This window comes from Tritonibacter aquimaris, from assembly GCF_009617595.1.
Classification (GTDB): Bacteria; Pseudomonadota; Alphaproteobacteria; order Rhodobacterales; family Rhodobacteraceae; genus Epibacterium; species Epibacterium aquimaris.
This window is the reverse complement of the sequence record NZ_WIXK01000011.1, coordinates 55,581-74,071: the sequence shown is the minus strand read 5'-3', so window position 1 is coordinate 74,071 and position 18,491 is coordinate 55,581. Positions and strand designations below refer to the sequence as shown.

15 protein-coding genes are annotated in these 18,491 nt (G+C 57.4%); 11 read left to right on the top strand and 4 right to left on the bottom strand.

Going from position 1 to position 18,491, the window contains the following annotated elements; genetic code table 11:
• Positions 1–21 precede the first annotated feature (21 nt).
• A complete protein-coding gene (locus tag GG681_RS16070; RefSeq protein WP_153549055.1) occupies positions 22–2,259 on the top strand; it encodes a calcium-binding protein in 2,238 nt (745 codons plus the stop codon).
• A 70-nt stretch (positions 2,260–2,329) separates the two neighbouring features.
• On the opposite strand, the gene GG681_RS16065 is transcribed toward GG681_RS16070, so the two are convergent.
• Positions 2,330–3,892, bottom strand: coding sequence for a M10 family metallopeptidase (locus GG681_RS16065; RefSeq protein WP_153549054.1), 1,563 nt, complete (start codon positions 3,890–3,892; stop codon positions 2,330–2,332).
• A gap of 301 nt (positions 3,893–4,193) precedes the next feature.
• Between GG681_RS16065 and GG681_RS16060 the strand changes: the two genes are divergently transcribed.
• From GG681_RS16060 to GG681_RS16050, 3 genes are all read left to right on the top strand, one after another.
• Positions 4,194–5,615: a mannose-1-phosphate guanylyltransferase/mannose-6-phosphate isomerase gene (locus GG681_RS16060; RefSeq protein WP_153549053.1), complete on the top strand. Its 1,422-nt coding sequence runs from the start codon at positions 4,194–4,196 to the stop codon at positions 5,613–5,615.
• Between the two features lie 135 nt (positions 5,616–5,750).
• Entirely contained in the window at positions 5,751–6,782 is a 1,032-nt protein-coding gene (locus tag GG681_RS16055; protein WP_153549052.1) for an SDR family NAD(P)-dependent oxidoreductase, read from the top strand.
• A 120-nt stretch (positions 6,783–6,902) separates the two neighbouring features.
• Positions 6,903–7,220 carry a hypothetical protein gene (locus GG681_RS16050; protein WP_153549051.1) on the top strand — a complete coding sequence of 106 codons (318 nt, stop codon included), beginning with the start codon at positions 6,903–6,905 and terminating at the stop codon, positions 7,218–7,220.
• 105 nt (positions 7,221–7,325) lie between these two features.
• On the opposite strand, the gene GG681_RS16045 is transcribed toward GG681_RS16050, so the two are convergent.
• Together GG681_RS16045 and GG681_RS16040 are read right to left on the bottom strand one after the other, a co-directional pair.
• Complete coding sequence (locus GG681_RS16045) at positions 7,326–8,288, bottom strand: glycosyltransferase family 2 protein (protein ID WP_153549050.1); 963 nt, start codon at positions 8,286–8,288, stop codon at positions 7,326–7,328.
• Positions 8,289–8,298: 10 nt separating this feature from the next.
• Positions 8,299–9,549 (bottom strand): glycosyltransferase family 4 protein, encoded by a 1,251-nt coding sequence (locus GG681_RS16040; RefSeq protein ID WP_153549049.1) that lies wholly within the window; start codon positions 9,547–9,549, stop codon positions 8,299–8,301.
• A 634-nt stretch (positions 9,550–10,183) separates the two neighbouring features.
• On the opposite strand from GG681_RS16040, the gene GG681_RS16030 reads away from it, so the two are divergent.
• Positions 10,184–11,224 carry a polysaccharide pyruvyl transferase family protein gene (locus GG681_RS16030; protein WP_235900022.1) on the top strand — a complete coding sequence of 347 codons (1,041 nt, stop codon included), beginning with the start codon at positions 10,184–10,186 and terminating at the stop codon, positions 11,222–11,224.
• A 310-nt stretch (positions 11,225–11,534) separates the two neighbouring features.
• Here the strand turns inward: GG681_RS16030 and GG681_RS16025 are convergent, their stop codons facing one another.
• Positions 11,535–12,203 carry a sugar transferase gene (locus GG681_RS16025; RefSeq protein WP_153549046.1) on the bottom strand — a complete coding sequence of 223 codons (669 nt, stop codon included), beginning with the start codon at positions 12,201–12,203 and terminating at the stop codon, positions 11,535–11,537.
• A gap of 481 nt (positions 12,204–12,684) precedes the next feature.
• Between GG681_RS16025 and rfbC the strand changes: the two genes are divergently transcribed.
• The 6 genes from rfbC to GG681_RS15995 are packed head-to-tail and all read left to right on the top strand — an operon-like array spanning position 12,685 to position 18,376.
• The gene (rfbC, locus tag GG681_RS16020; RefSeq protein WP_153549045.1) at positions 12,685–13,239 is read left to right on the top strand and encodes a dTDP-4-dehydrorhamnose 3,5-epimerase; all 555 of its coding nucleotides are present in this window, start codon (positions 12,685–12,687) and stop codon (positions 13,237–13,239) included.
• Between the two features lie 26 nt (positions 13,240–13,265).
• A complete protein-coding gene (rfbB, locus tag GG681_RS16015) occupies positions 13,266–14,318 on the top strand; it encodes a dTDP-glucose 4,6-dehydratase (RefSeq protein WP_153549044.1) in 1,053 nt (350 codons plus the stop codon).
• Positions 14,315–15,412 carry an acyltransferase family protein gene (locus tag GG681_RS16010; protein WP_153549043.1) on the top strand — a complete coding sequence of 366 codons (1,098 nt, stop codon included), beginning with the start codon at positions 14,315–14,317 and terminating at the stop codon, positions 15,410–15,412. Before rfbB ends, GG681_RS16010 begins: the two co-directional genes overlap by 4 nt.
• Positions 15,412–16,260, top strand: coding sequence for a dTDP-4-dehydrorhamnose reductase (gene rfbD / locus GG681_RS16005; protein WP_153549042.1), 849 nt, complete (start codon positions 15,412–15,414; stop codon positions 16,258–16,260). Before GG681_RS16010 ends, rfbD begins: the two co-directional genes overlap by 1 nt.
• A complete protein-coding gene (gene rfbA / locus GG681_RS16000) occupies positions 16,257–17,132 on the top strand; it encodes a glucose-1-phosphate thymidylyltransferase RfbA (RefSeq protein ID WP_153549041.1) in 876 nt (291 codons plus the stop codon). The genes rfbD and rfbA overlap by 4 nt, the downstream gene beginning before the upstream one ends.
• Positions 17,133–17,140: 8 nt before the next feature.
• Positions 17,141–18,376, top strand: coding sequence for a glycosyltransferase family 4 protein (locus GG681_RS15995; protein ID WP_153549040.1), 1,236 nt, complete (start codon positions 17,141–17,143; stop codon positions 18,374–18,376).
• Positions 18,377–18,491: the final 115 nt, after the last annotated feature.

The following is an 18,491-nucleotide window of genomic DNA, read 5'->3' as shown; positions in this document are numbered from 1 at the left end:
CAATTTCAGGGCGATGGCATAATGGAGATCAGGTTTACACAGGGCTTTGGCCGCGCGCGTGGGGTGGTGGATCTTGTGCAGTCGCCCGAAGGCGAGCTTTGGGTGGTGGAGCGTTCTGGGCTGCGCCGCTATGACAGCGCGTCGCTGCGGGAGCTGGACGCAGCGCCCCATGGGCTGTCGCCGCTTGCGGTTGGGGCGGGGGCGCTGTTTGGCGAGGTGCTGCTGCTGTCGGGCAGTCGTGGTGCGCTGCGCGGGGTGTCGCCCGAGGGGACGGTGCATCACTGGGCGCTGCCGGGGAATGAGGTCCTGAGCGCGCTGAACACGGCGGGCAATCGGGTGTTTGCCCTGGCGGATGGCACGCTGCGCGGCTGGCAGATTGAAGGCGCGCGCGCCACGGCGCTGACGCGCCAGGGCGATACCGCTGCCTATGAGGGCGGCGTGCTGTTGCAGCAGTTTGAGGATATTCTGGTGATGGCAACGGCCACCGGGCTGCGCAGCTATCGCGCCAATGGTCTGACCCCGCTTGCAGGGCTTGATGCAGGCGACGGGCTGAGCATTGCCCAGCCCAGCGTGCTGAAGATGTTTGCGGCTCATGATCAGAACTGGGTGCTGTTGGGGGCGGCGGGCAGCAGTTCGCTTAGCCTGGTGGCGGTAGGGCGCGATGGCGCGCTGAGGCTTGCGGATCATTTGCTGGACACCCGCGCCAGCCGCTTTGGCCAGATCTCGGCGCTGGAGGTGGTCGAGGTGGATGGCCATGTGCTGGTGATTGCGGCGGGCGCAGATGCGGGGCTGGAACTGCTGCGGCTTTTGCCTGGTGGCCAGCTTGTGCATGTCAGCCGTCTTGAGGGCGGCGCGGGGCTTTATAATGTCACCGATATCGCGCTGTCGCTGGAGGCGGGGCATCTTCGTATCTTTGTCAGCTCTGAAGCGGGCGAAGGGCTGGCGCAGTACACCCTGGAACGTTCTCAGCTCGGGGAGGTGCTGGAGGGGCGCGATCTTTTGGGCAGCGCCGGTGATGATCTGTTGCTGGCGCAGGGGCAGGGCGCGCATCTGCAGGGGCGTGCGGGCGATGATATGCTGGTGGCGACGGGCGCGGCACAGCAGCTTGAGGGCGGTTTGGGCGCGGATATCTTTGTCATAGAGCCTGATATCGTGGCGAAAGACCGCAGCCGGGTGGTGGTGGTTGATTTTGAAGCCGGGCGTGATCAGCTGGATCTGAGCCTGCTTAAGGGGCTGAGGTCGATATCCCAGCTGGGGGTGGAGACGCGCCACGATGGCATTACGCTCAACTGGCGCGATCTTGAGCTCAGAGTGCAAAGCCATGACAGCAGCCGCCTGAGCCTGAGCGATCTGTGGCCATTGGGCTGGCAGCAGCCCGACCGGCTGCCGCCGGGGGAGACATTGCCGGGCCATGATGTGCCTGCTGAGCCTGCGCCTGAAGACATTCTGTTGGAGGGAGGAGAGGGGGCTGACCTGCTGCAGGGGGGCGCGGGCCATGACACTTTGCGCGGGGGGGCGGGGCCGGACCGGCTCCAAGGAAGGGCAGGCAATGATCGGCTGGAAGGTGGTGCCGGAGGCGATCGTCTAGTGGGGGGGGATGGGACCGATCTGATCCTGGGGGCAACCGGAGATGATTGGCTGTTTGGCAATCGGGGTGCAGATACGCTGAAAGGGGGCAATGGTCGCGACACGCTGATGGGCGGGTTTGGGGCAGATCAGCTCAGAGGTGTGATTGGCGATGATGTTTTACGGGGGCATTTGGGCGAAGATACGCTGTGGGGTGGGGTAGGAAATGACAGCCTGTTTGGGGGCAGAGGCCGTGATGTGCTCCATGGCAATGCCGGGCGGGATATTATCAGGAGCGGCTTCGGCTATGACGTCGTGCGGGGCGGGCGCGATTCAGACCAGCTGTATGGGGAACGTGGCAATGACCGTCTCTGGGGACAGCGCGGACATGATGTGTTGGATGGAGGTCTGGGTCGGGATTGGCTGTGGGGCGGGTTTGGCAATGATACGTTGAGCGGGGGGAGTGGTTCGGATGTATTTGTTTTTGAACATCAAAATGGGGCAGATCTGATCCTGGATTTTACCTCGGGCGAAGATCTGTTGGATCTGCGCCTGCTGCAGACGGTGGAGCGGGTCTCGGACATTTTGATAACGCGCAGCGGTGCGGATCTGTTGTTGGATCTCGGCACCGGCATCCTCCGTTTGCAAGGGCAGGCGGAGCTGGTCATGCAGTCAGAGGATTTCCTGTTCTGAGTGTCGGTCTTCACAGGTTTGATACCAGCCATGACACGCCGGTTTGGGACCATGGGGGACAGTCCCGTGATCAGAAGATGAAGTGGTCGGCGCTGAGGTCCTCTGCGTTCACAGCCAACAGCAGCAGGCTGTCGCCGCGCGCATCTTCGATCAGCACCCCGTCAGTGGTGTTGCGCAGATGGGTACGGGTCAGATCCTGAAAACCCGTGATGCCCTGCGTGCGGATGAGGCTGATCTGATCGCCTTCGCTGGCATCAAAATCCAACACCCGGTCAGCCCCGCGTGAAAAGAGGAAGACATCCGCATCCTGCCCCCCTGTGAGCTGGTCGTTGCCACCTCCTCCTGCCAGCTTGTCATTGCCACGGCCGCCAAACAGCCGGTCGTGACGCTCGCCGCCAAACAGCCGGTCCGCCCCGTCCTGGCCGCGTAAAAGATCATTGCCATGATGGCCAAACAGGCGGTCATTGCCTTCGTTGCCGAACAGCCGATCCGGCCCGTAGTTTCCAAGCAGCTGATCATCACCATGCTGGCCGTGCAGCCGATCCGCGCCACCGCCACCGTGCAGCTGGTCATCACCGATATAGCCGAAGATCTGATCGTTGCCGCGGTTGCCGTGCAGCGCGTTGTGGGTGCCATTGCCATGTATCACATCATTGCCGCGCCCACCCCAGGCGTTTTCCACCAGATTGATCACCCGGCCTTCGGCATGCACGGCCGCCGCCACGGCCAGATTGTCTTCGCCCCCTCCCAATGAGGAATACGCGCCCGGATGCAGATCAATGTGCGCGTCATCATGCATGGCTGAGCCATCAATCAGATCAGTCCCACCTGCATCCCAGATGGTGAAAATGGCATCGCGCGCCTGCCCGTCTTCGCCGGTGACCTGCATATCGTCATATTGAAACGCGCGCTCGGCTGCGCTGTCAAAACCGGCCCCTGTTCCCACATAGACGGTTGCGTCACTGCGGGTTTCGGTATTGACGCCATAAAGCGCCTGTATCGCCTGAATGTCCCAGACCATCGGGGTCACCGGCCAGCCGCCATCATCATAGGATTCATGCGTCTGCGACGGGTGCTCCAGATAAGACATCACCGTGTATTTGGAGCTGCTGTCCGGATCATTGGGATCATCATTGGGGTGGCTCAGCCCCAGCGCGTGGCCCAGCTCATGAATATAGGTGTACCAGCTGGAGTGGCCGTGGATTGGCCCAACCCCGGGAATATATTGCTGGTCAAAGCCGTTGTTGATCCAGACGTCGCCGCTGAAGCTTGGATAGTTTCCCAGCGCAAATTCACTGGGGTAATAGGCAAACCCATAAAGACCATCATTGCCAAAATCCGCACTGCCAATGGCAATATCGGCCCGGCTGCCGCCCCCGCGCACAAGGTTGATATTGGCCACCTCATCCCAGCGCGCCACCGCCTGTTCCATCATGGCACGCTGGCGCCCATCCATGCTGAGATCAGAGGCGCGGCTGAAAAACGTATTATCGACCTCATAGCCGAAGCCGTCGCGATAATATCCGGGCACCGTGCTGCTGGTGATATAATCATAGCGGATCGTTGCATTGCCATCGTGCCAGGAGCGGTCGCCATCGGCCATCAAAGAGCGGTAATCAGAATAGGTTGGCATGTGAAATCCTCTTGGTCGCGGAGACTATAGGGTGCGTCGTTTAGATCCTGGCAGGCTGGTAAATACTGGCACGTTCTGGATAAACTGCGGCAGTTACAACAGCTACGTATTTGGTGAAAAATCAGCGAGAAAAATTCGAGACAAAAAAGCCATAGGTTGTGGAATGGCTGGCAGGGGGCGGTCTGTGCCCTTGTAAAAGGATGGCCGTGGGCTTTGGTCTTGACCCGTGATGTCAAAGCCGCAACAACAATTCTTACAGGGTTTTATATTTACCGGTCTGGCATAAGGATTTGATGTTGCAATGATTACCCCCGTTCTCCTGTGTGGCGGCTCTGGCACCCGGCTTTGGCCTTTGTCGCGCAAAAGCTACCCCAAGCAATTTGTGCCGCTCATTGGCGAAACCACCCTGTTTCAGGCTTCAAGCCAGCGCCTGAGTGGTGCGGGCTATGGCGCGCCGCTGGTGCTGACCAATTCTGATTTCCGCTTTATTGTGACGGAACAGCTGCAGCAGGTGGGGATTGATCCCGGTGCCATCCTGATTGAGCCCGAGGGGCGCAATACCGCGCCTGCGGTGCTGGCGGCGGCGCTGTGGCTGGAAAAAACCAACCCTGATGGGCTGATGCTGGTGGCCCCTTCTGATCACGTGGTGCCCGACCCAGACGCGTTTCGCGCCGCAGTCGCGGCCGGCGAAGAGCGTGCGCGCGCAGGTCAGCTGGTGACCTTTGGCATCAAACCAACCCATGCGGAAACCGGCTATGGTTATCTTGAGCTTGATGGCGATCCCGGTGATTTTGCCCCCAAACCCATTGCGCTGAAACGCTTTGTGGAAAAGCCCGACCTGGACAGCGCGCAAAAGATGCTCGCCTCGGGGCAATATCTGTGGAACGCGGGCATTTTCCTGTTTTCCGTCAAAACCATTTTGCAGGCGTTTCGCAACCACGCGCCGGATCTGGTGCCCCCGGTTTCGGCAGCGGTTGATCAGGGTCAGGTGGATCTGGGCTTTTTGCGCCTGGATCCCGCGGCCTGGGCCGGCGCGGAAGACATCTCGATTGATTACGCGGTGATGGAGCGGGCCGACAATCTGACCGTGGTGCCCTTTGCGGCGGGCTGGTCTGATCTGGGCGGCTGGGATGCGGTTTGGCGCGAAAGCACCCCGGATGAAAATGGGGTTGTCACCTCTGACAATGCCACCGCAATTGAGTGTGAAAACAGCCTGCTGCGCTCGGAAGATGCAGGCCTCGAAGTGGTGGGCATCGGGCTGAAGGATATTATCACCGTGGCCATGCCCGATGCGGTGCTGGTGGCGGATGCAAATCGCGCGCAGGATGTGAAAAAAGCGGTTGCGGCGCTGAAAGAAAAATCCGCCAAACAGGCGGTGCAACTGCCCAAGGACCACCGCCCCTGGGGCTGGTTTGAAAGCCTGGCCATTGGTGAACGCTTTCAGGTGAAACGCATCCATGTGCATCCAGGCGCGGCGCTTTCCTTGCAGAGCCATCACCACCGCTCGGAACATTGGATTGTGGTGGAAGGTACCGCAAAAGTGACCGTGGATGAGGATGTAAAACTCGTCACCGAAAACCAATCGGTCTATATTCCATTGGGTGCGGTGCATCGGATGGAAAACCCCGGAAAAGTGCCAATGGTGCTCATTGAGGTGCAGACCGGCAGCTATCTGGGCGAAGATGACATCATCCGCTATGAAGATGTCTACGCCCGCAAATAGGCCCTTTTAGGCTCTGATTGGGCGGGAGATCTGCCCAATGATCCGCTGATGATCCATGTGGCAGGCCCCTCTGGGGCTTGCCTTTGCGGCTGGGGCAGTGTTCAAGCAGCGCACGTCTGTGAAGGATATGCCACGATGACCTCAGCCACACCTGATTGCGCAACAGGGACAGCCCGTAAAACTGCTCTGGTCACCGGGGCGGCGGGGTTTATTGGCTATCACTGCTGTCAGATGCTGCTGGATGCAGGCTACCGCGTGGTGGGGCTGGATTGTCTCAGCGACTATTATGATGTGGCGCTGAAACACGCGCGGCTTAAACTTTTGCAGGGCGATTTTGATTTTGTCGAAGGGGCGGTGGAAACGCCGGGCCTGTTGCAGGATCTGTTTCAGCAACATCGCTTTGACGTGGTGATCCATCTCGCGGCCCAGGCCGGCGTGCGCTATTCGATTGATAATCCGCGCGCCTATCTCGACAGCAATATATCTGGCACGTTTGAGCTTTTGGAAGCGGCGCGCGCCTATCCGCCCGCGCATATGCTTTTGGCGTCAAGCTCGTCTGCTTATGGCGCCAACACCCAGATGCCTTATGGGGAAATGGCCGCCTCGGATCATCCGCTGTCGTTTTATGCGGCGACCAAAAAAGCAGGCGAAGCCATGGCGCATTCCTATGCGCATCTTTATGGGCTGCCGATCACCATGTTCCGGTTTTTCACCGTCTATGGCCCCTGGGGTCGGCCGGATATGGCGCTGTTCAAATTCACCAAGGCGATTTTGGCAGGCCAGCCGATTGATGTGTACAATCACGGCGATATGAAGCGTGATTTCACCTATATCGATGATCTGGTGGCCGCGATCAAAGCGCTGATTGGGGCGGTGCCTTTGGGCGCGGTTGGTGCGCAAGATAGCCTGTCACCGGTGGCCCCCTGGCGCATTGTGAACCTGGGCAATTCCAAACCGGTACAGCTGACAGATTTCATTGCAGCCATTGAAGCGGCCACCGGGAAGGCGGCGATCCAGAATCTGTTGCCGATGCAAGCGGGCGATCTGCCCGCAACCTGGGCCGATACCACATTGCTCGAAGCGCTGACGGGGGCGCAGCAGCACACCAGCCTCAATCTGGGGGTGGCGCGTTTTGTCGATTGGTATCGCAGCTACTATCAGTGCTAAAAACCGCCTCGGCGACTTCACGCCGGTCTGGTTTCATAATTGCTCCGCAGTTTGACCCATTTTAAGCCATTTTTTACACTTTTAGTCGAGGCTGCATGCAGAAAGCAGGAGCGGGACGACATGGACGGTTTGAGTGTAGGGCAAAGTATTGCAATCCTGTGTTATGGGGCGATTGCGACGCTCTTTCTTTATATGACCTGGCGCGAGGCGCGCGGTCAGTCACCATCCAGCTCTCCTTTTGCACGGCTCTGGCGCCTGGGTGCCATGATGCTCTGCCTGATGTGGCCGCTGGCGATTGCCGGGATGATTGTGGCAATTGTCTACGACAGCCAGATCAAACAGCGCCGCACACAGCCCCGTTCACAGCACCGTGCAGGGCCCAGCCGCCTGCGTTCCTATGACACTGCTGAGCCTGTTCTGGCCGTGGGCAAGCCCTAAGCCAGCCGCCAAGCCACAGCCCTGTCGCGGATCAGCGCTAGACATGCTGAAAAGGGCATCTGGTGGGGCACCGATCATGTTGCTCCCAGCCAGACACACCACTGCTTAGAGCATACCTTTCACCACATTTCGGAAATGTGTTGCGCGGGGGCTGGCACTGCCACCTGCCGTCAGGCTGCGCAGACTCCAGAACGCGGCGCGCGACAGGTTAAAGCCAAATAAGATCATCCAGGCTACTCGGGCAGCAAGAACACCGCTATGTTTACGGTGTAACCGGATCGTCGCATCTGTCAGCATCAGATCACGCTTGTGATTGAGTTTGCGTGCTGAAGCCGAGCCATAGTGGACGATCTCGCCTACTGGCGCAAACATCAGCTTCCATCCCGCAGTATTGATGCGTTTGCACCAATCGGTTTCTTCCCCAAAAAAGAAGAAGTCTTCATCCAGTTGCCCCACCTGTTGCAGTACTTCCTGACGTAGCATCAGGTAACAGCCAGAGATCACTTCCACCGGTCGTTCATTGTCGCGTTGCCAATTGGTCATCTGGTAGCGGCCGAAGAAGCGGGGGTGTTTCAGCTTCCATAGGCCGGAAGACATGAAAAATAGATCCAGAAGACGTGGCCACATGGAGCAGGTCGCTTGCATGGTTTTATCTGGATTGAGAACCCTGCAGCCCATGGCCCCTACATCTGAGTGTTGGTCGAGATACCGCACAGATGCCGCCAGCACATCTCCGATCACATAGGTGTCAGAGTTTAGCAGCAGCACATGACGTCCAGTGCAAATGTCAAACCCCTGATTGTTGGCCGCGGCAAAGCCGCGATTGTCCGCGTTGCGGATCTGGATGACCTCTGGGAACTCGCTTTCTACCATATCAGGAGAGCCATCATGGCTGTCATTGTCGACCACAATCACTTCGATTTTCAGCCCGCCTTGATTGGCAAAAACTGAGGCTAGACAGTCACGTAGTAGATCAATGGTATTCCATTCGATAATCACAATCGACAGATCCGGGCGCGCCTCTTCCGTGGCGACGTTGGGCTGAGATGTAGGATGATGATCACTCATTGCCAGCTCCTCAGGCGCTTTTGGAGGCCGTGCGGCGCTCCAGAATATCGTGGTAAAACTCGAGCATCAGCTCTGCCTTGTCGTCCCAGCTGCCAAAGGAACGTAACCGTTCCCGCGAGCCTTGCCCCATCTGCAGGCGCAGATCCGGATCCAATGCCAGTTTGCGCACCGCATCGGCGACGCCTTTGGCAAATTCATCCGGGGTGGTGACGGGGACGCGGATGCCTGCGCCGTCATCCACTAGGAAGTCCGGTCCACCATAGGCCGCAGTGACGATTGGCAGCCCATGGGCCATGGCTTCAAAGAAAACGCCCCCCATGGGTTCGCGGAAGCTGGGGAAGCAGAACACATCGGATTGGGCATAATACTCTTCGACTTCGGCCCGTGAGATCTTGCCCAAAAATGTGATTCGATCGGCGACGCCCAGTTTTTCGGCTTCGGCCTTGCAGGCCTCCAGATCTTCGCCTGTGCCTGCGCTGGTCAGGGTGACATTGGGCAGATCGCGCAGATGCGCCATGGCGCGGACCGCATCGCGCAGCCCTTTGGTGCGGATGGTGCGCCCGGCGTGGAACAGCTTGAGCCGACCAACTTCGCGCTGGCGCTCCTGTTCCGGCGCAAATTCGCCATAGCCCCGTTCCGGCAGGGCATAAAAGCGCTGAATGCCCACGGGTTTCAGCCGCTCTTCCACATAAGGAGCCACGCCCAGAACCAGATCGGCTCCAGCATAACCTGCGCGCAGACCCCGGTCATGTCGCAGACGAAAATCATCAATTTCGCGCAGCCGAGACGCCATCGTGGCTGTGGTCTGCACTTCTTCGGCCATTCCGGGCGGGGTTTTCAACCCGCCGCCCAACGGTCCCACAAGATATGGAAAGCCCAGCCCGCGCAGCGGGGTGGTATGGCGCATGCCCTGCGGCAGGATCTGATGGCCGATGTCAAACTGCTCACCACGTTTCTGCGCCGCTTTGATCCAGCGCCGCGCCTGGGCGTGAAACAGCGGTAGCCCCGGTTTTGCCATTGCATTGAAGCGTTCGAGCTTTTGATACAGAAGCGGGATTTCAGGCCAGGTGACCACCCGTGCTTCGGGCAATTGTTCTTCCAGTGGGACGGCCCCCACACGCGAAGAGGCCAGACAGGTGACATCTGCCCGACGCGACAGAGCTTCGACCCAGCGGTAGGCCCATTCAGGCTCACTTAGATCATTGCCATCTAAAGAGGGGGCAATCACCACAATTTTAAGCGGATCGGAGGTGGCGGACATCAGGTTGCCTTCATTTTTAATCGTAGTTAAATCGTAATATGTTGGGGACTGTTTACAACAGTCTGGGGGCACTTTGCCACCTTTGGAATACGCCATCGGCAACTAAAACAGGTTTTATGAAGTGCAGAGTGACTTGCCTCTGGCGCTCCCTGCTACAGAAGAGAGATTCTGCGGGTCTGTTTGGGCAAGCGGGCCGGGCGCGGAGCCGTCAAATTGCTCAAATGTCCGGTTGTTCAAATGGCTGGCGCGCTTCTGCGGATCTCAGGATTGTCAGGCAGACTGTCACGCCGAACAGCCTTTGGGTCGACACCGACAAGATGGTAGGCCTGACGCTGCGAGATGACATCATTCCGGATAATCGATGCCTCGGCAAAATGGCTCTTTCGCATCTGTTTGCTTCTTCAAAAGGCTGAGTAACTCTCCATCAGGACGAGGGCAGTTTTGGGGGGCTGGTCCAGAGTGCTATCGTAATGCTGCAGTGTGACAATAATGATGTGAGAGCTGTCAGGTTAGGCTTGACCAGCGTGACAATTCCCTCAATTGTGCCAGCAACATAATGCCCTGTCGGCATAGAGCGTAACTACAGATGCTTTGGGGTCATTTCCTGAGGCTATTTTTAAAGAACTGTGTCGATATGGATCCGTTTTATTATACTACGTCCACCAATTTTGGTGACCACATGAACAGCTGGTTGTGGCCGACGCTGATCCCTGAAATGCTAGAGCGTGAAGATGATGTGCGCCTTATTGGTGTGGGATCTCTGCTGTCGCGCAACTTGGATTTGGTGGCTGGGCGTAAAGTGATTTTTGGCACCGGGTCTGGCTATAGCAGCTTGCCAGAAGTGGAACAGGCACGTCATTGGAAAATATATTGCGTCCGCGGTCCGTTGACAGCGAACTTGATGGGCCTGGACCCTGCGCTTGCGATCACAGACGGGGCTTGGTTGATCAACCAGATTCCTAAATTCGCGACTTTGCCAACAGAGCGCAAAGGCACTGTTTTTGTGCCTCATTGGACGAGCGCCAAATTCGGCAATTGGAGCCCTGTGTGCTCGGAGGCGGATGTTAAGCTCGTTGACCCATTGTGGGATTGCGAGCGGGTATTTTCCGACATCGCCCATGCAGAGTTGGCATTGGTGGAATCCTTACATGGGGCCATCATTGCTGATTATTATCGCACTCCTTGGGTGCCGGTCGTGTCGCCTAGCCGTATTCTTAAATTCAAATGGCTTGATTGGTGTGGTTCACTTGGGCTGGAGTACAGCCCATACTCTTTGCCGCCGTCAGATTATGTGGACTGTCTATTGCAGCGCAGCTCAGCACGACGGCTCAATTATGCGCTGCAACAGATTGATGTGCCCCAAAACACATTTGATGTACGCCAAACCCCGCCGCCGCCAACATCGGCGGGGCCCATTTATTTCGCGAAAAACCGTGTAAAGAAGCATCTAAGAAACACACGTAATTATGGGCTCGAGAAATTGGCAGATTTGCGTGATGGAGCGATGTTCTCGACATGGAACCGGCGTCATCGTGCTAAACTGGTGCAGTATTTTACAGAACTGAAATCTGTGCGTCCGCAGCTTAGTCAGGATAGCGTGCGAAAAGACCGGATAGATGGGCTGAATGCAGCGCTGGAAGAAATGCGATCTGATTTCCAGGCAGGGAAAATCTGATCTTACCTGTCTGTACTATGCGCGTGTTTTGAATATCAGAAGTCACTGAACAGAGTATCTTGGGCGATGTGTCTGCCATTCGTAGGTTGCGCTATGGCAGTACGTGATGTGGCGTTTTGAGCCTGCCGGGGTGGCTTCTTAGAGGGGCTATCCAGCAGGATCGTAGTTCGCCGCGAGTGAATATTGCCATAATGACATGCCGCAAGATGTAATGTTGTGTGCAATAAAAAACGCCAGCCCCGAGCGGCTGGCGTGTAAGGTCATATATCCTTGTTTGAGGTGCTTTTAAGCCAAGGTTACATGCTTAAATTTACCGGCCGGTTGCGCGCAGCACCACACGGACGGTGGCGGCCAACAGGCGGATATCGGTTTTGAGCGACAGCGCGTGGCGGTAGCTGCTGTCATAGCGGGCGCGATCGGCAAAGGTGCTTTCATTGCGGGCAGAGACCTGCCAGCTGCCGGTGATGCCGGGGCGCAGCGCGTAGTAATCCTGACCCGGGTAGTATTGTTTTTGATCGGGCATCATCGGGCGCGGGCCAACCAGGCTCATATCGCCGGTGAGCACGTTCCAGAACTGCGGTAGCTCATCCAGGGAGGTCTTGCGGATCAGCTGACCAAAACGGGTGATGCGGGGATCATTGTCGAGCTTTTGTTTCTCGTCCCACTCGGCGCGCGCTTCGGGATGTTTTTCCAGATAAGCCTCGAGCTTCTTATCTGCGTTCTGCACCATGGAGCGCAGCTTCCACAGGGTAAAACTCTTGCCACCACGACCAACGCGGGCTTGGGTATAAAACGGTTTACCACCATCCAGCGCCACCATAAGCGACAGGATCATCACAACCGGCAGCACAATCGGCGCTGCGATCAGAACCAAGAGGATGTCGAGCACCCGCTTGCCAAACAGACCATAAACCGGGTGGTTGGTAATGGCAGGGGCCCGGTCGACCACATGCACGTCTTGAATATTACTGGCACTCATTATCAATTTACTCCCAATGCAATTCACTTTGCGGTCGAACACCCCCCGACCTCGAAATTGATTTGCCCTAAAGATGCGTCGAGTTTTAATCAACTAACGTGGAACTTGCCTACCCAAAAGTGCGTGTTCAGCGCGATTTTGCGCCTGCAGCATAGCTTTTGTGCAGCGTGCCTTGGGGCGAAGCCTTTTTCGTGGAAACAATCAAGGTTTTTCTACAATTTTGTGCATCAATTCCATGGTGTTTTTGTAAATATGTCTGCGGTCGCGAACAGGGGCTGTCTTGCGCTGGGAATCATTAAAAATTGGTTCTTTTTAGGCCGGTGAAACGGAAATCCCCGAATCCATTTGCACAGGGAAAACGCACCGCAGTCACACCGCAGTCACAGGGGGAGCATGGGGCGAAATATTCACTGGCCACAGCTGGGGGGAGTGACTAAGGAAAAGAGGAATTTGCCCCAATTGGCCATTTGGATGAGTTACTATGTTGGTTGAACAGACCGCGCTGCCTGGCGTTTTGATCCTGACCCCGCAGCGCTTTGGCGATGCCCGTGGTTTTTTTAGCGAAAGCTGGAACAAACAGCGGATGCAAGACGCAGGGATCGATCTGGAATTTGTGCAAGACAACCACTCCATGTCTGCAGAAGTTGGCACCATTCGCGGGCTGCACTTCCAGTCCCCGCCCCATGCACAAGACAAGCTGGTGCGCTGCGGTCAGGGCGCGCTTTATGATGTGGCGGTGGATATTCGCCGCGGCTCCCCCACCTATGGCAATTGGGTCGGGGTTGAGCTCACGGCAGAAAACGGCCGCCAGCTTTTGGTGCCTGCAGGGTTTTTGCACGGGTTCATCACCCGCGCGCCGATGACCGAGATCATCTATAAATGTACCGATTATTACGCGCCTGAGTGTGATGGTGCGGTGCGCTGGGACAGCTGCGGCATCGACTGGGGCTTTGAGGGCTCTCCGATCCTGTCCGAAAAAGACGCCAAGGCCCAGAGCCTGGCTGAATTTGAGAGCCCCTTCACCTGGGACAGCTGAGCGCGCGGATAAAGGATAATGAGACGATGAAACTTTTGGTAACCGGCGGGGCCGGCTTTATTGGATCTGCTGTTGTGCGCCAGGCGATTGCAGCCGGTCACAGTGTCATCAATGTGGATGCGCTGACCTATGCGGCCTGTCTGGAAAATGTGGCCAGCGTGGCCGACAGCCCCAACTACGCGTTTGAGCAGGCCGATATTCGCGACCGCGCCGCATTGGATCGGGTGTTTGCAGCCCATAAGCCCGATGCGGTGATGCATCTCGCCGCCGAAAGCCATGTGGACCGCTCCATTGATGGCCCTGGTGATTTTATCGAGACCAATATCGTTGGCACCTATAATATGCTGGAGGCTGCGCGCAGATATTGGATGGAGGCAGGCAAGCCAGAAAGCTTCCGTTTCCATCATATCTCCACCGATGAGGTTTACGGCAGCCTGCCCAAAGATCCCGAGGTGATGTTCACCGAAGACACATCTTACGATCCGCGCTCGCCCTATTCCGCCTCTAAGGCCAGCTCGGACCATCTGGTGCGGGCGTGGAGCGAAACCTACGGTCTGCCGGTGGTGCTCACCAATTGCTCCAACAACTACGGCCCTTTCCATTTCCCGGAAAAGCTCATCCCTGTTGTGATCCTCAATGCGCTCGCAGGCAAGGAGCTGCCGATCTATGGCGATGGCTCCAACATTCGCGACTGGCTCTATGTGGAAGACCACGCAGATGCGCTTTTGTTGGTGGTGCAAAAGGGTGAACTCGGCCGCGCCTATAACATTGGCGGCGAGAATGAGCGCACCAACCTTGAGCTGGTTGAGACGCTGTGTGAGATCCTCGATCAGAAACGTCCGCGCGCGGATGGTCAGTCCTACAAAGAGCAGATCACCTTTGTGCGTGATCGTCCGGGCCATGATGCGCGCTATGCCATTGATCCCAGCCGCCTGCGCACCGAACTTGGCTGGCGGCCGTCGGTCACGGTAGAAGAAGGGCTGGAAAAAACCGTTGCCTGGTATCTTAACAATGAGACCTGGTGGCGCGCGCTGCAGGATCGTCACGGTGTTGGGGAACGTCTGGGGGTCAAAGCATGAGCCTGCGTGGCGCCCCAACCCTGGGCCAACTGGCCGTGGGGCGTGATAACAATTTCAACCTATTGCGGGTGTTTGCCGCCAGTGGGGTGATTTTTTCCCACGCCTATCCGCTGACATTGGGGCCAGGCACGCCGGAACCGCTGAGTGGGCTGATTGGCGCGACATTGGGCCATGTCTGTGTGTTGATCTTTTTTGCCACCTCGGGTTTTTTTATCACCGCCAGTTTTGAACGCAAAAAATCCATGCTGGATTTTCTGCTGGCGCGTATTCTGCGGATCTTTCCCGGGCTGTTGATCATGGCCTGTGTCACGCTGATGGTGCTTGGCTTTGTCAGCACCCAGCCCGAGGCCTATCAGGGCGCGCTGCCAGAGCGTATTCTGGCCACTGTTTTGCTGTTTGCCAAACAGCTGCCGATGCCGGGGTTGTTTGAAACCTTGCCTTATCCGCGGGCGATCAACGGATCCTTGTGGACGTTGAAATTTGACGTGCTCTGTTACGGGGCAGTGGTGCTTGCCGGGCTTTTGGGCATCTTCCGCGCGCCGCGGATCACCGCCGCGCTGGTGCTGGTTTTGGCGGTGCTGCGGGTTGGGCTGGATGTGGCGCAGATCGTGCCCCGTGGGGTGTTTTTCTATATCCATCACCTGATCAAGCTAGGCTTTCCCTTTGCATTAGGGGCGGCGGCATATGTCTATCGGGATCAGCTGCCGCTGAGCCTCACGCTGGCTGGCGCGATGTGGCTGGTGAACGGGGCCGTTCTGGCAACGCTGGGCCATGAAAGCGCGCTGTTTGCCATGCTGTTTGCGTTGGCGTTGACCTATACGGTGTTCTGGTTTGGCTATGCCGGACCTGCCAAGCTGCGCGGCTATAACCGCTTGGGTGATTACTCCTACGGCATCTATATTTACGCCTTTCCAATCCAGCAGCTGCTGGTTCAGCTGGAGCTTGCGACCACGCCCATGGCCAATGCCTGCCTCAGCCTGCTGGTGAGTGTGGTGCTGGCGGTTCTGTCTTGGCATCTGGTGGAAAAACCCAGCATGCGGCTGCGCGTCCTTATGTCTGGCCGCTCTTTGAAACCCAGCAGGGGAACTTTGTGATGATTTTGGTTTTTGGCAAAACAGGCCAGGTGGCGCAGGAGCTTTCGGCTCATGCAGGCATCACCTGCGTGGGGCGCGATCAGGCGGATCTGTCAGATCCCGCAGCCTGCGCCGCGCTTATTCGTGCACAGGCCCCAACGGCGGTGATCAATGCGGCGGCCTACACGGCCGTGGATAAGGCCGAAGAAGAAGAAGAGCTGGCCACCCAGATCAATGGCGATGCACCCGCTGCGATGGCCGCGGCCTGCGCCGCACTTGATATTCCCTTTGTCCATATCTCAACCGATTATGTGTTTTCCGGCACTGGTGAGACCCCCTGGAAAACCGATGATCCGGTGGCGCCCCCGAATGCCTATGGGCGTTCAAAGCTGCGCGGCGAAGAGGGCGTGCGCGCGGGTGGTGGCCGATATGCGATCCTGCGCACCTCCTGGGTGGTGTCGGCGCATGGGCATAACTTTGTCAAAACCATGCTGCGCCTCGGCGCAGAGCGCGACAAGCTGACCATTATCTCTGATCAGATCGGCGCACCAACCTCAGCCCGTGACATTGCCGCCGCCTGTGTGGAAATCGCCCATCAGCTCGGCCAAGACGGCGAAAAATCTGGCAGCTATCACTTTCAGGGGGCGCCTTTTGCCAGCTGGGCCGATTTTGCCCGCGCGATTTTTGAGATCAGCGGCACAGACTGTGCCGTGGAAGACATCCCCACAACCGCCTATCCAACCCCAGCAGTGCGGCCGTTGAATTCGCGGCTCAACTGTCAGGCCACAGAAGATGTTTTTGGTATTTCTCAGCCCAGCTGGCAGCAGGGGCTCAGTGAAATTTTGAAAGATTTGGGAGCAGCGTCATGACGACACAGCGCAAAGGTATTATTCTGGCCGGCGGCTCCGGCACACGGCTTTATCCGATCACCATGGGGGTCTCCAAACAGCTCCTGCCGATTTATGACAAGCCGATGATCTATTACCCGATTTCGGTGCTGATGCTCGCGGGCATCCGCGAGATCTGTGTGATCACCACCCCGCAGGACCAGGCCCAGTTCAAACGCACCCTGGGTGATGGCAGCCAATGGGGTGTTGAGTTCACCTATGTGGAGCAGCCCTCCCCCGATGGGCTGGCGCAGGCGTTTATCCTGGCCGAAGAGTTTCTGGATGGCGCGCCTTCGGCGCTGGTGCTGGGTGACAATATCTTCTTTGGTCACGGTCTGCCCAACCTGCTGGCGGCAGCTGATGCCAAAGACAGCGGTGGCACCGTGTTTGGCTATCACGTGGCCGATCCCGAACGTTACGGCGTGGTGGATTTTGATGCCGATGGCCAAGCGCGCGAAATTATTGAAAAACCGCCAGTGCCACCATCAAACTATGCGGTCACCGGGCTGTATTTCCTTGATGGATCTGCGCCCGAACGCGCCCGCGCCGTGAAGCCCTCACCGCGTGGTGAGCTGGAAATCACCGATCTGTTGCAGACCTATCTCGATGAGGGCAAGCTCAGCGTGGAAACCATGGGCCGTGGCTATGCCTGGCTGGATACTGGCACCCATGCCTCGCTGCTTGATGCGGGCAATTTTGTCCGTACCTTGCAGGAACGTCAGGGTCTGCAGACCGGCTGTCTGGAAGAGATCGCCTATGAACAAGGCTGGATTTCCAAAGACGCCCTTGCAGAACGTGCTGAGATGCTGAAGAAAAACAGCTATGGCGCCTATTTGGCGAAACTAATGGAGTAATTTCAATCATGAAGATCCTTTTTGTGCACCAGAACATGCCCGGCCAATATCGGGAAATGATCAGGTGGCTGGCGGCACAAAAGGAGCATCAGCTGGTGTTTCTGACCCAGCGCCATCCTGCGCCACAGTTTAAAGGGGTGAAAACGGTGCAATATGCACCGCATCACCGCCCGGCAGAGGATGCCTATGGGCTCTCGAAGGTCTGGGAAGAGGCCACAGGCGCAGGGTTTGGCGCGGCAGAGGCTGCGCGCAAACTGGCGCGCGAAGATGGGTTTAAACCGGATATCATCCTCGGCCATACCGGCTGGGGTGAGCTGTTGTTTATGAAAGACATCTTCCCCGATGTGCCGGTCTTGGGGTTCTTTGAATATTACTATCTGAACACGGGCGGCCCGGTGGGCTTTGACCCCGAAGATCCACCGAGCGAACACAGCCCGTTTCTTCTGCGCGCCCGCAATGCGGTTCCCAATGCCAATCTGGATGCGGTGGATCTGGGCAATGTGCCCACCCGCTGGCAGATGGAAAGCTTCCCCAAACGCTTTCATAATCAGTTTTACTGCTGCCATGATGGCATTCGCACCGATCTTTTGCGCCCCGATCCCCATGTGAACCTGTCTTTGGGGCGGCTGGATCAGCCGCTCACACGTCAGGATGAAATCCTCACCTTTATGGCGCGCAACCTTGAACGCACCCGCGGTTTCCATGTGTTCATGCGGGCGCTGCCGGAAATCTTAGAGGCGCGCCCCAAGGCGCGGGTGCTGGTGATTGGCGGCAATGGGGCCTCATATGGGCGCGAAAGCAGCCACCCCGGCGGATTGCGCGGTGAAATGGAAGCGGAGCTGGGCCACCGGGTGGATTGGAGCCGGGTGCATTTTCTTGGTCAGGTGCCTTATGAGGCCTATCAGCAGGTGATCCAGATCAGCCGCTGTCATCTTTATCTGACCATGCCCTTTGTCTTGAGCTGGTCCTGCCTTGAAGCAATGTCGATGGGGGCCACGATGGTGGCCACGGATGTGGGCCCCGTGCGTGAGGTGATTGAGCACGGAAAAACCGGGCTGTTGGTGGATTTCTTTGATCCACAGGCGCTGGCCAAACAGGTCACCGAAGTGCTGACGCATCCGGCAGAGCATGCCCATCTGGGGGTGAATGCGCGGGCGCATGTGGTAGAGCACTATGATTTCCTGACCCGCTGCCTGCCAGAGCATCTCAGCCAGATACACAGCCTGTTGCCGCAGCACAGATGAGCCTCTTTTAGGCAGCAGCAGCTAAAATTTAACCAAGGGGTGAATTATCACAAAGATTTCATCTCTTGGTTGATTTTAACCTTTTGTTCAGATTCTCTCCGGATAAGAATGCAGA

Bases quoted from the DNA above. Each gene is read 5' to 3' on its own strand.
- GG681_RS16070 (WP_153549055.1), top strand. From the start codon at position 22: ATGGAGATCAGGTTTACACAGGGCTTTGGCCGCGCGCGTGGGGTGGTG.
- GG681_RS16065 (WP_153549054.1), bottom strand. From the start codon at position 3,892: ATGCCAACCTATTCTGATTACCGCTCTTTGATGGCCGATGGCGACCGC.
- GG681_RS16060 (WP_153549053.1), top strand. From the start codon at position 4,194: ATGATTACCCCCGTTCTCCTGTGTGGCGGCTCTGGCACCCGGCTTTGG.
- GG681_RS16055 (WP_153549052.1), top strand. From the start codon at position 5,751: ATGACCTCAGCCACACCTGATTGCGCAACAGGGACAGCCCGTAAAACT.
- GG681_RS16050 (WP_153549051.1), top strand. From the start codon at position 6,903: ATGGACGGTTTGAGTGTAGGGCAAAGTATTGCAATCCTGTGTTATGGG.
- GG681_RS16045 (WP_153549050.1), bottom strand. From the start codon at position 8,288: ATGAGTGATCATCATCCTACATCTCAGCCCAACGTCGCCACGGAAGAG.
- GG681_RS16040 (WP_153549049.1), bottom strand. From the start codon at position 9,549: ATGTCCGCCACCTCCGATCCGCTTAAAATTGTGGTGATTGCCCCCTCT.
- GG681_RS16030 (WP_235900022.1), top strand. From the start codon at position 10,184: ATGGATCCGTTTTATTATACTACGTCCACCAATTTTGGTGACCACATG.
- GG681_RS16025 (WP_153549046.1), bottom strand. From the start codon at position 12,203: ATGAGTGCCAGTAATATTCAAGACGTGCATGTGGTCGACCGGGCCCCT.
- rfbC (WP_153549045.1), top strand. From the start codon at position 12,685: ATGTTGGTTGAACAGACCGCGCTGCCTGGCGTTTTGATCCTGACCCCG.
- rfbB (WP_153549044.1), top strand. From the start codon at position 13,266: ATGAAACTTTTGGTAACCGGCGGGGCCGGCTTTATTGGATCTGCTGTT.
- GG681_RS16010 (WP_153549043.1), top strand. From the start codon at position 14,315: ATGAGCCTGCGTGGCGCCCCAACCCTGGGCCAACTGGCCGTGGGGCGT.
- rfbD (WP_153549042.1), top strand. From the start codon at position 15,412: ATGATTTTGGTTTTTGGCAAAACAGGCCAGGTGGCGCAGGAGCTTTCG.
- rfbA (WP_153549041.1), top strand. From the start codon at position 16,257: ATGACGACACAGCGCAAAGGTATTATTCTGGCCGGCGGCTCCGGCACA.
- GG681_RS15995 (WP_153549040.1), top strand. From the start codon at position 17,141: ATGAAGATCCTTTTTGTGCACCAGAACATGCCCGGCCAATATCGGGAA.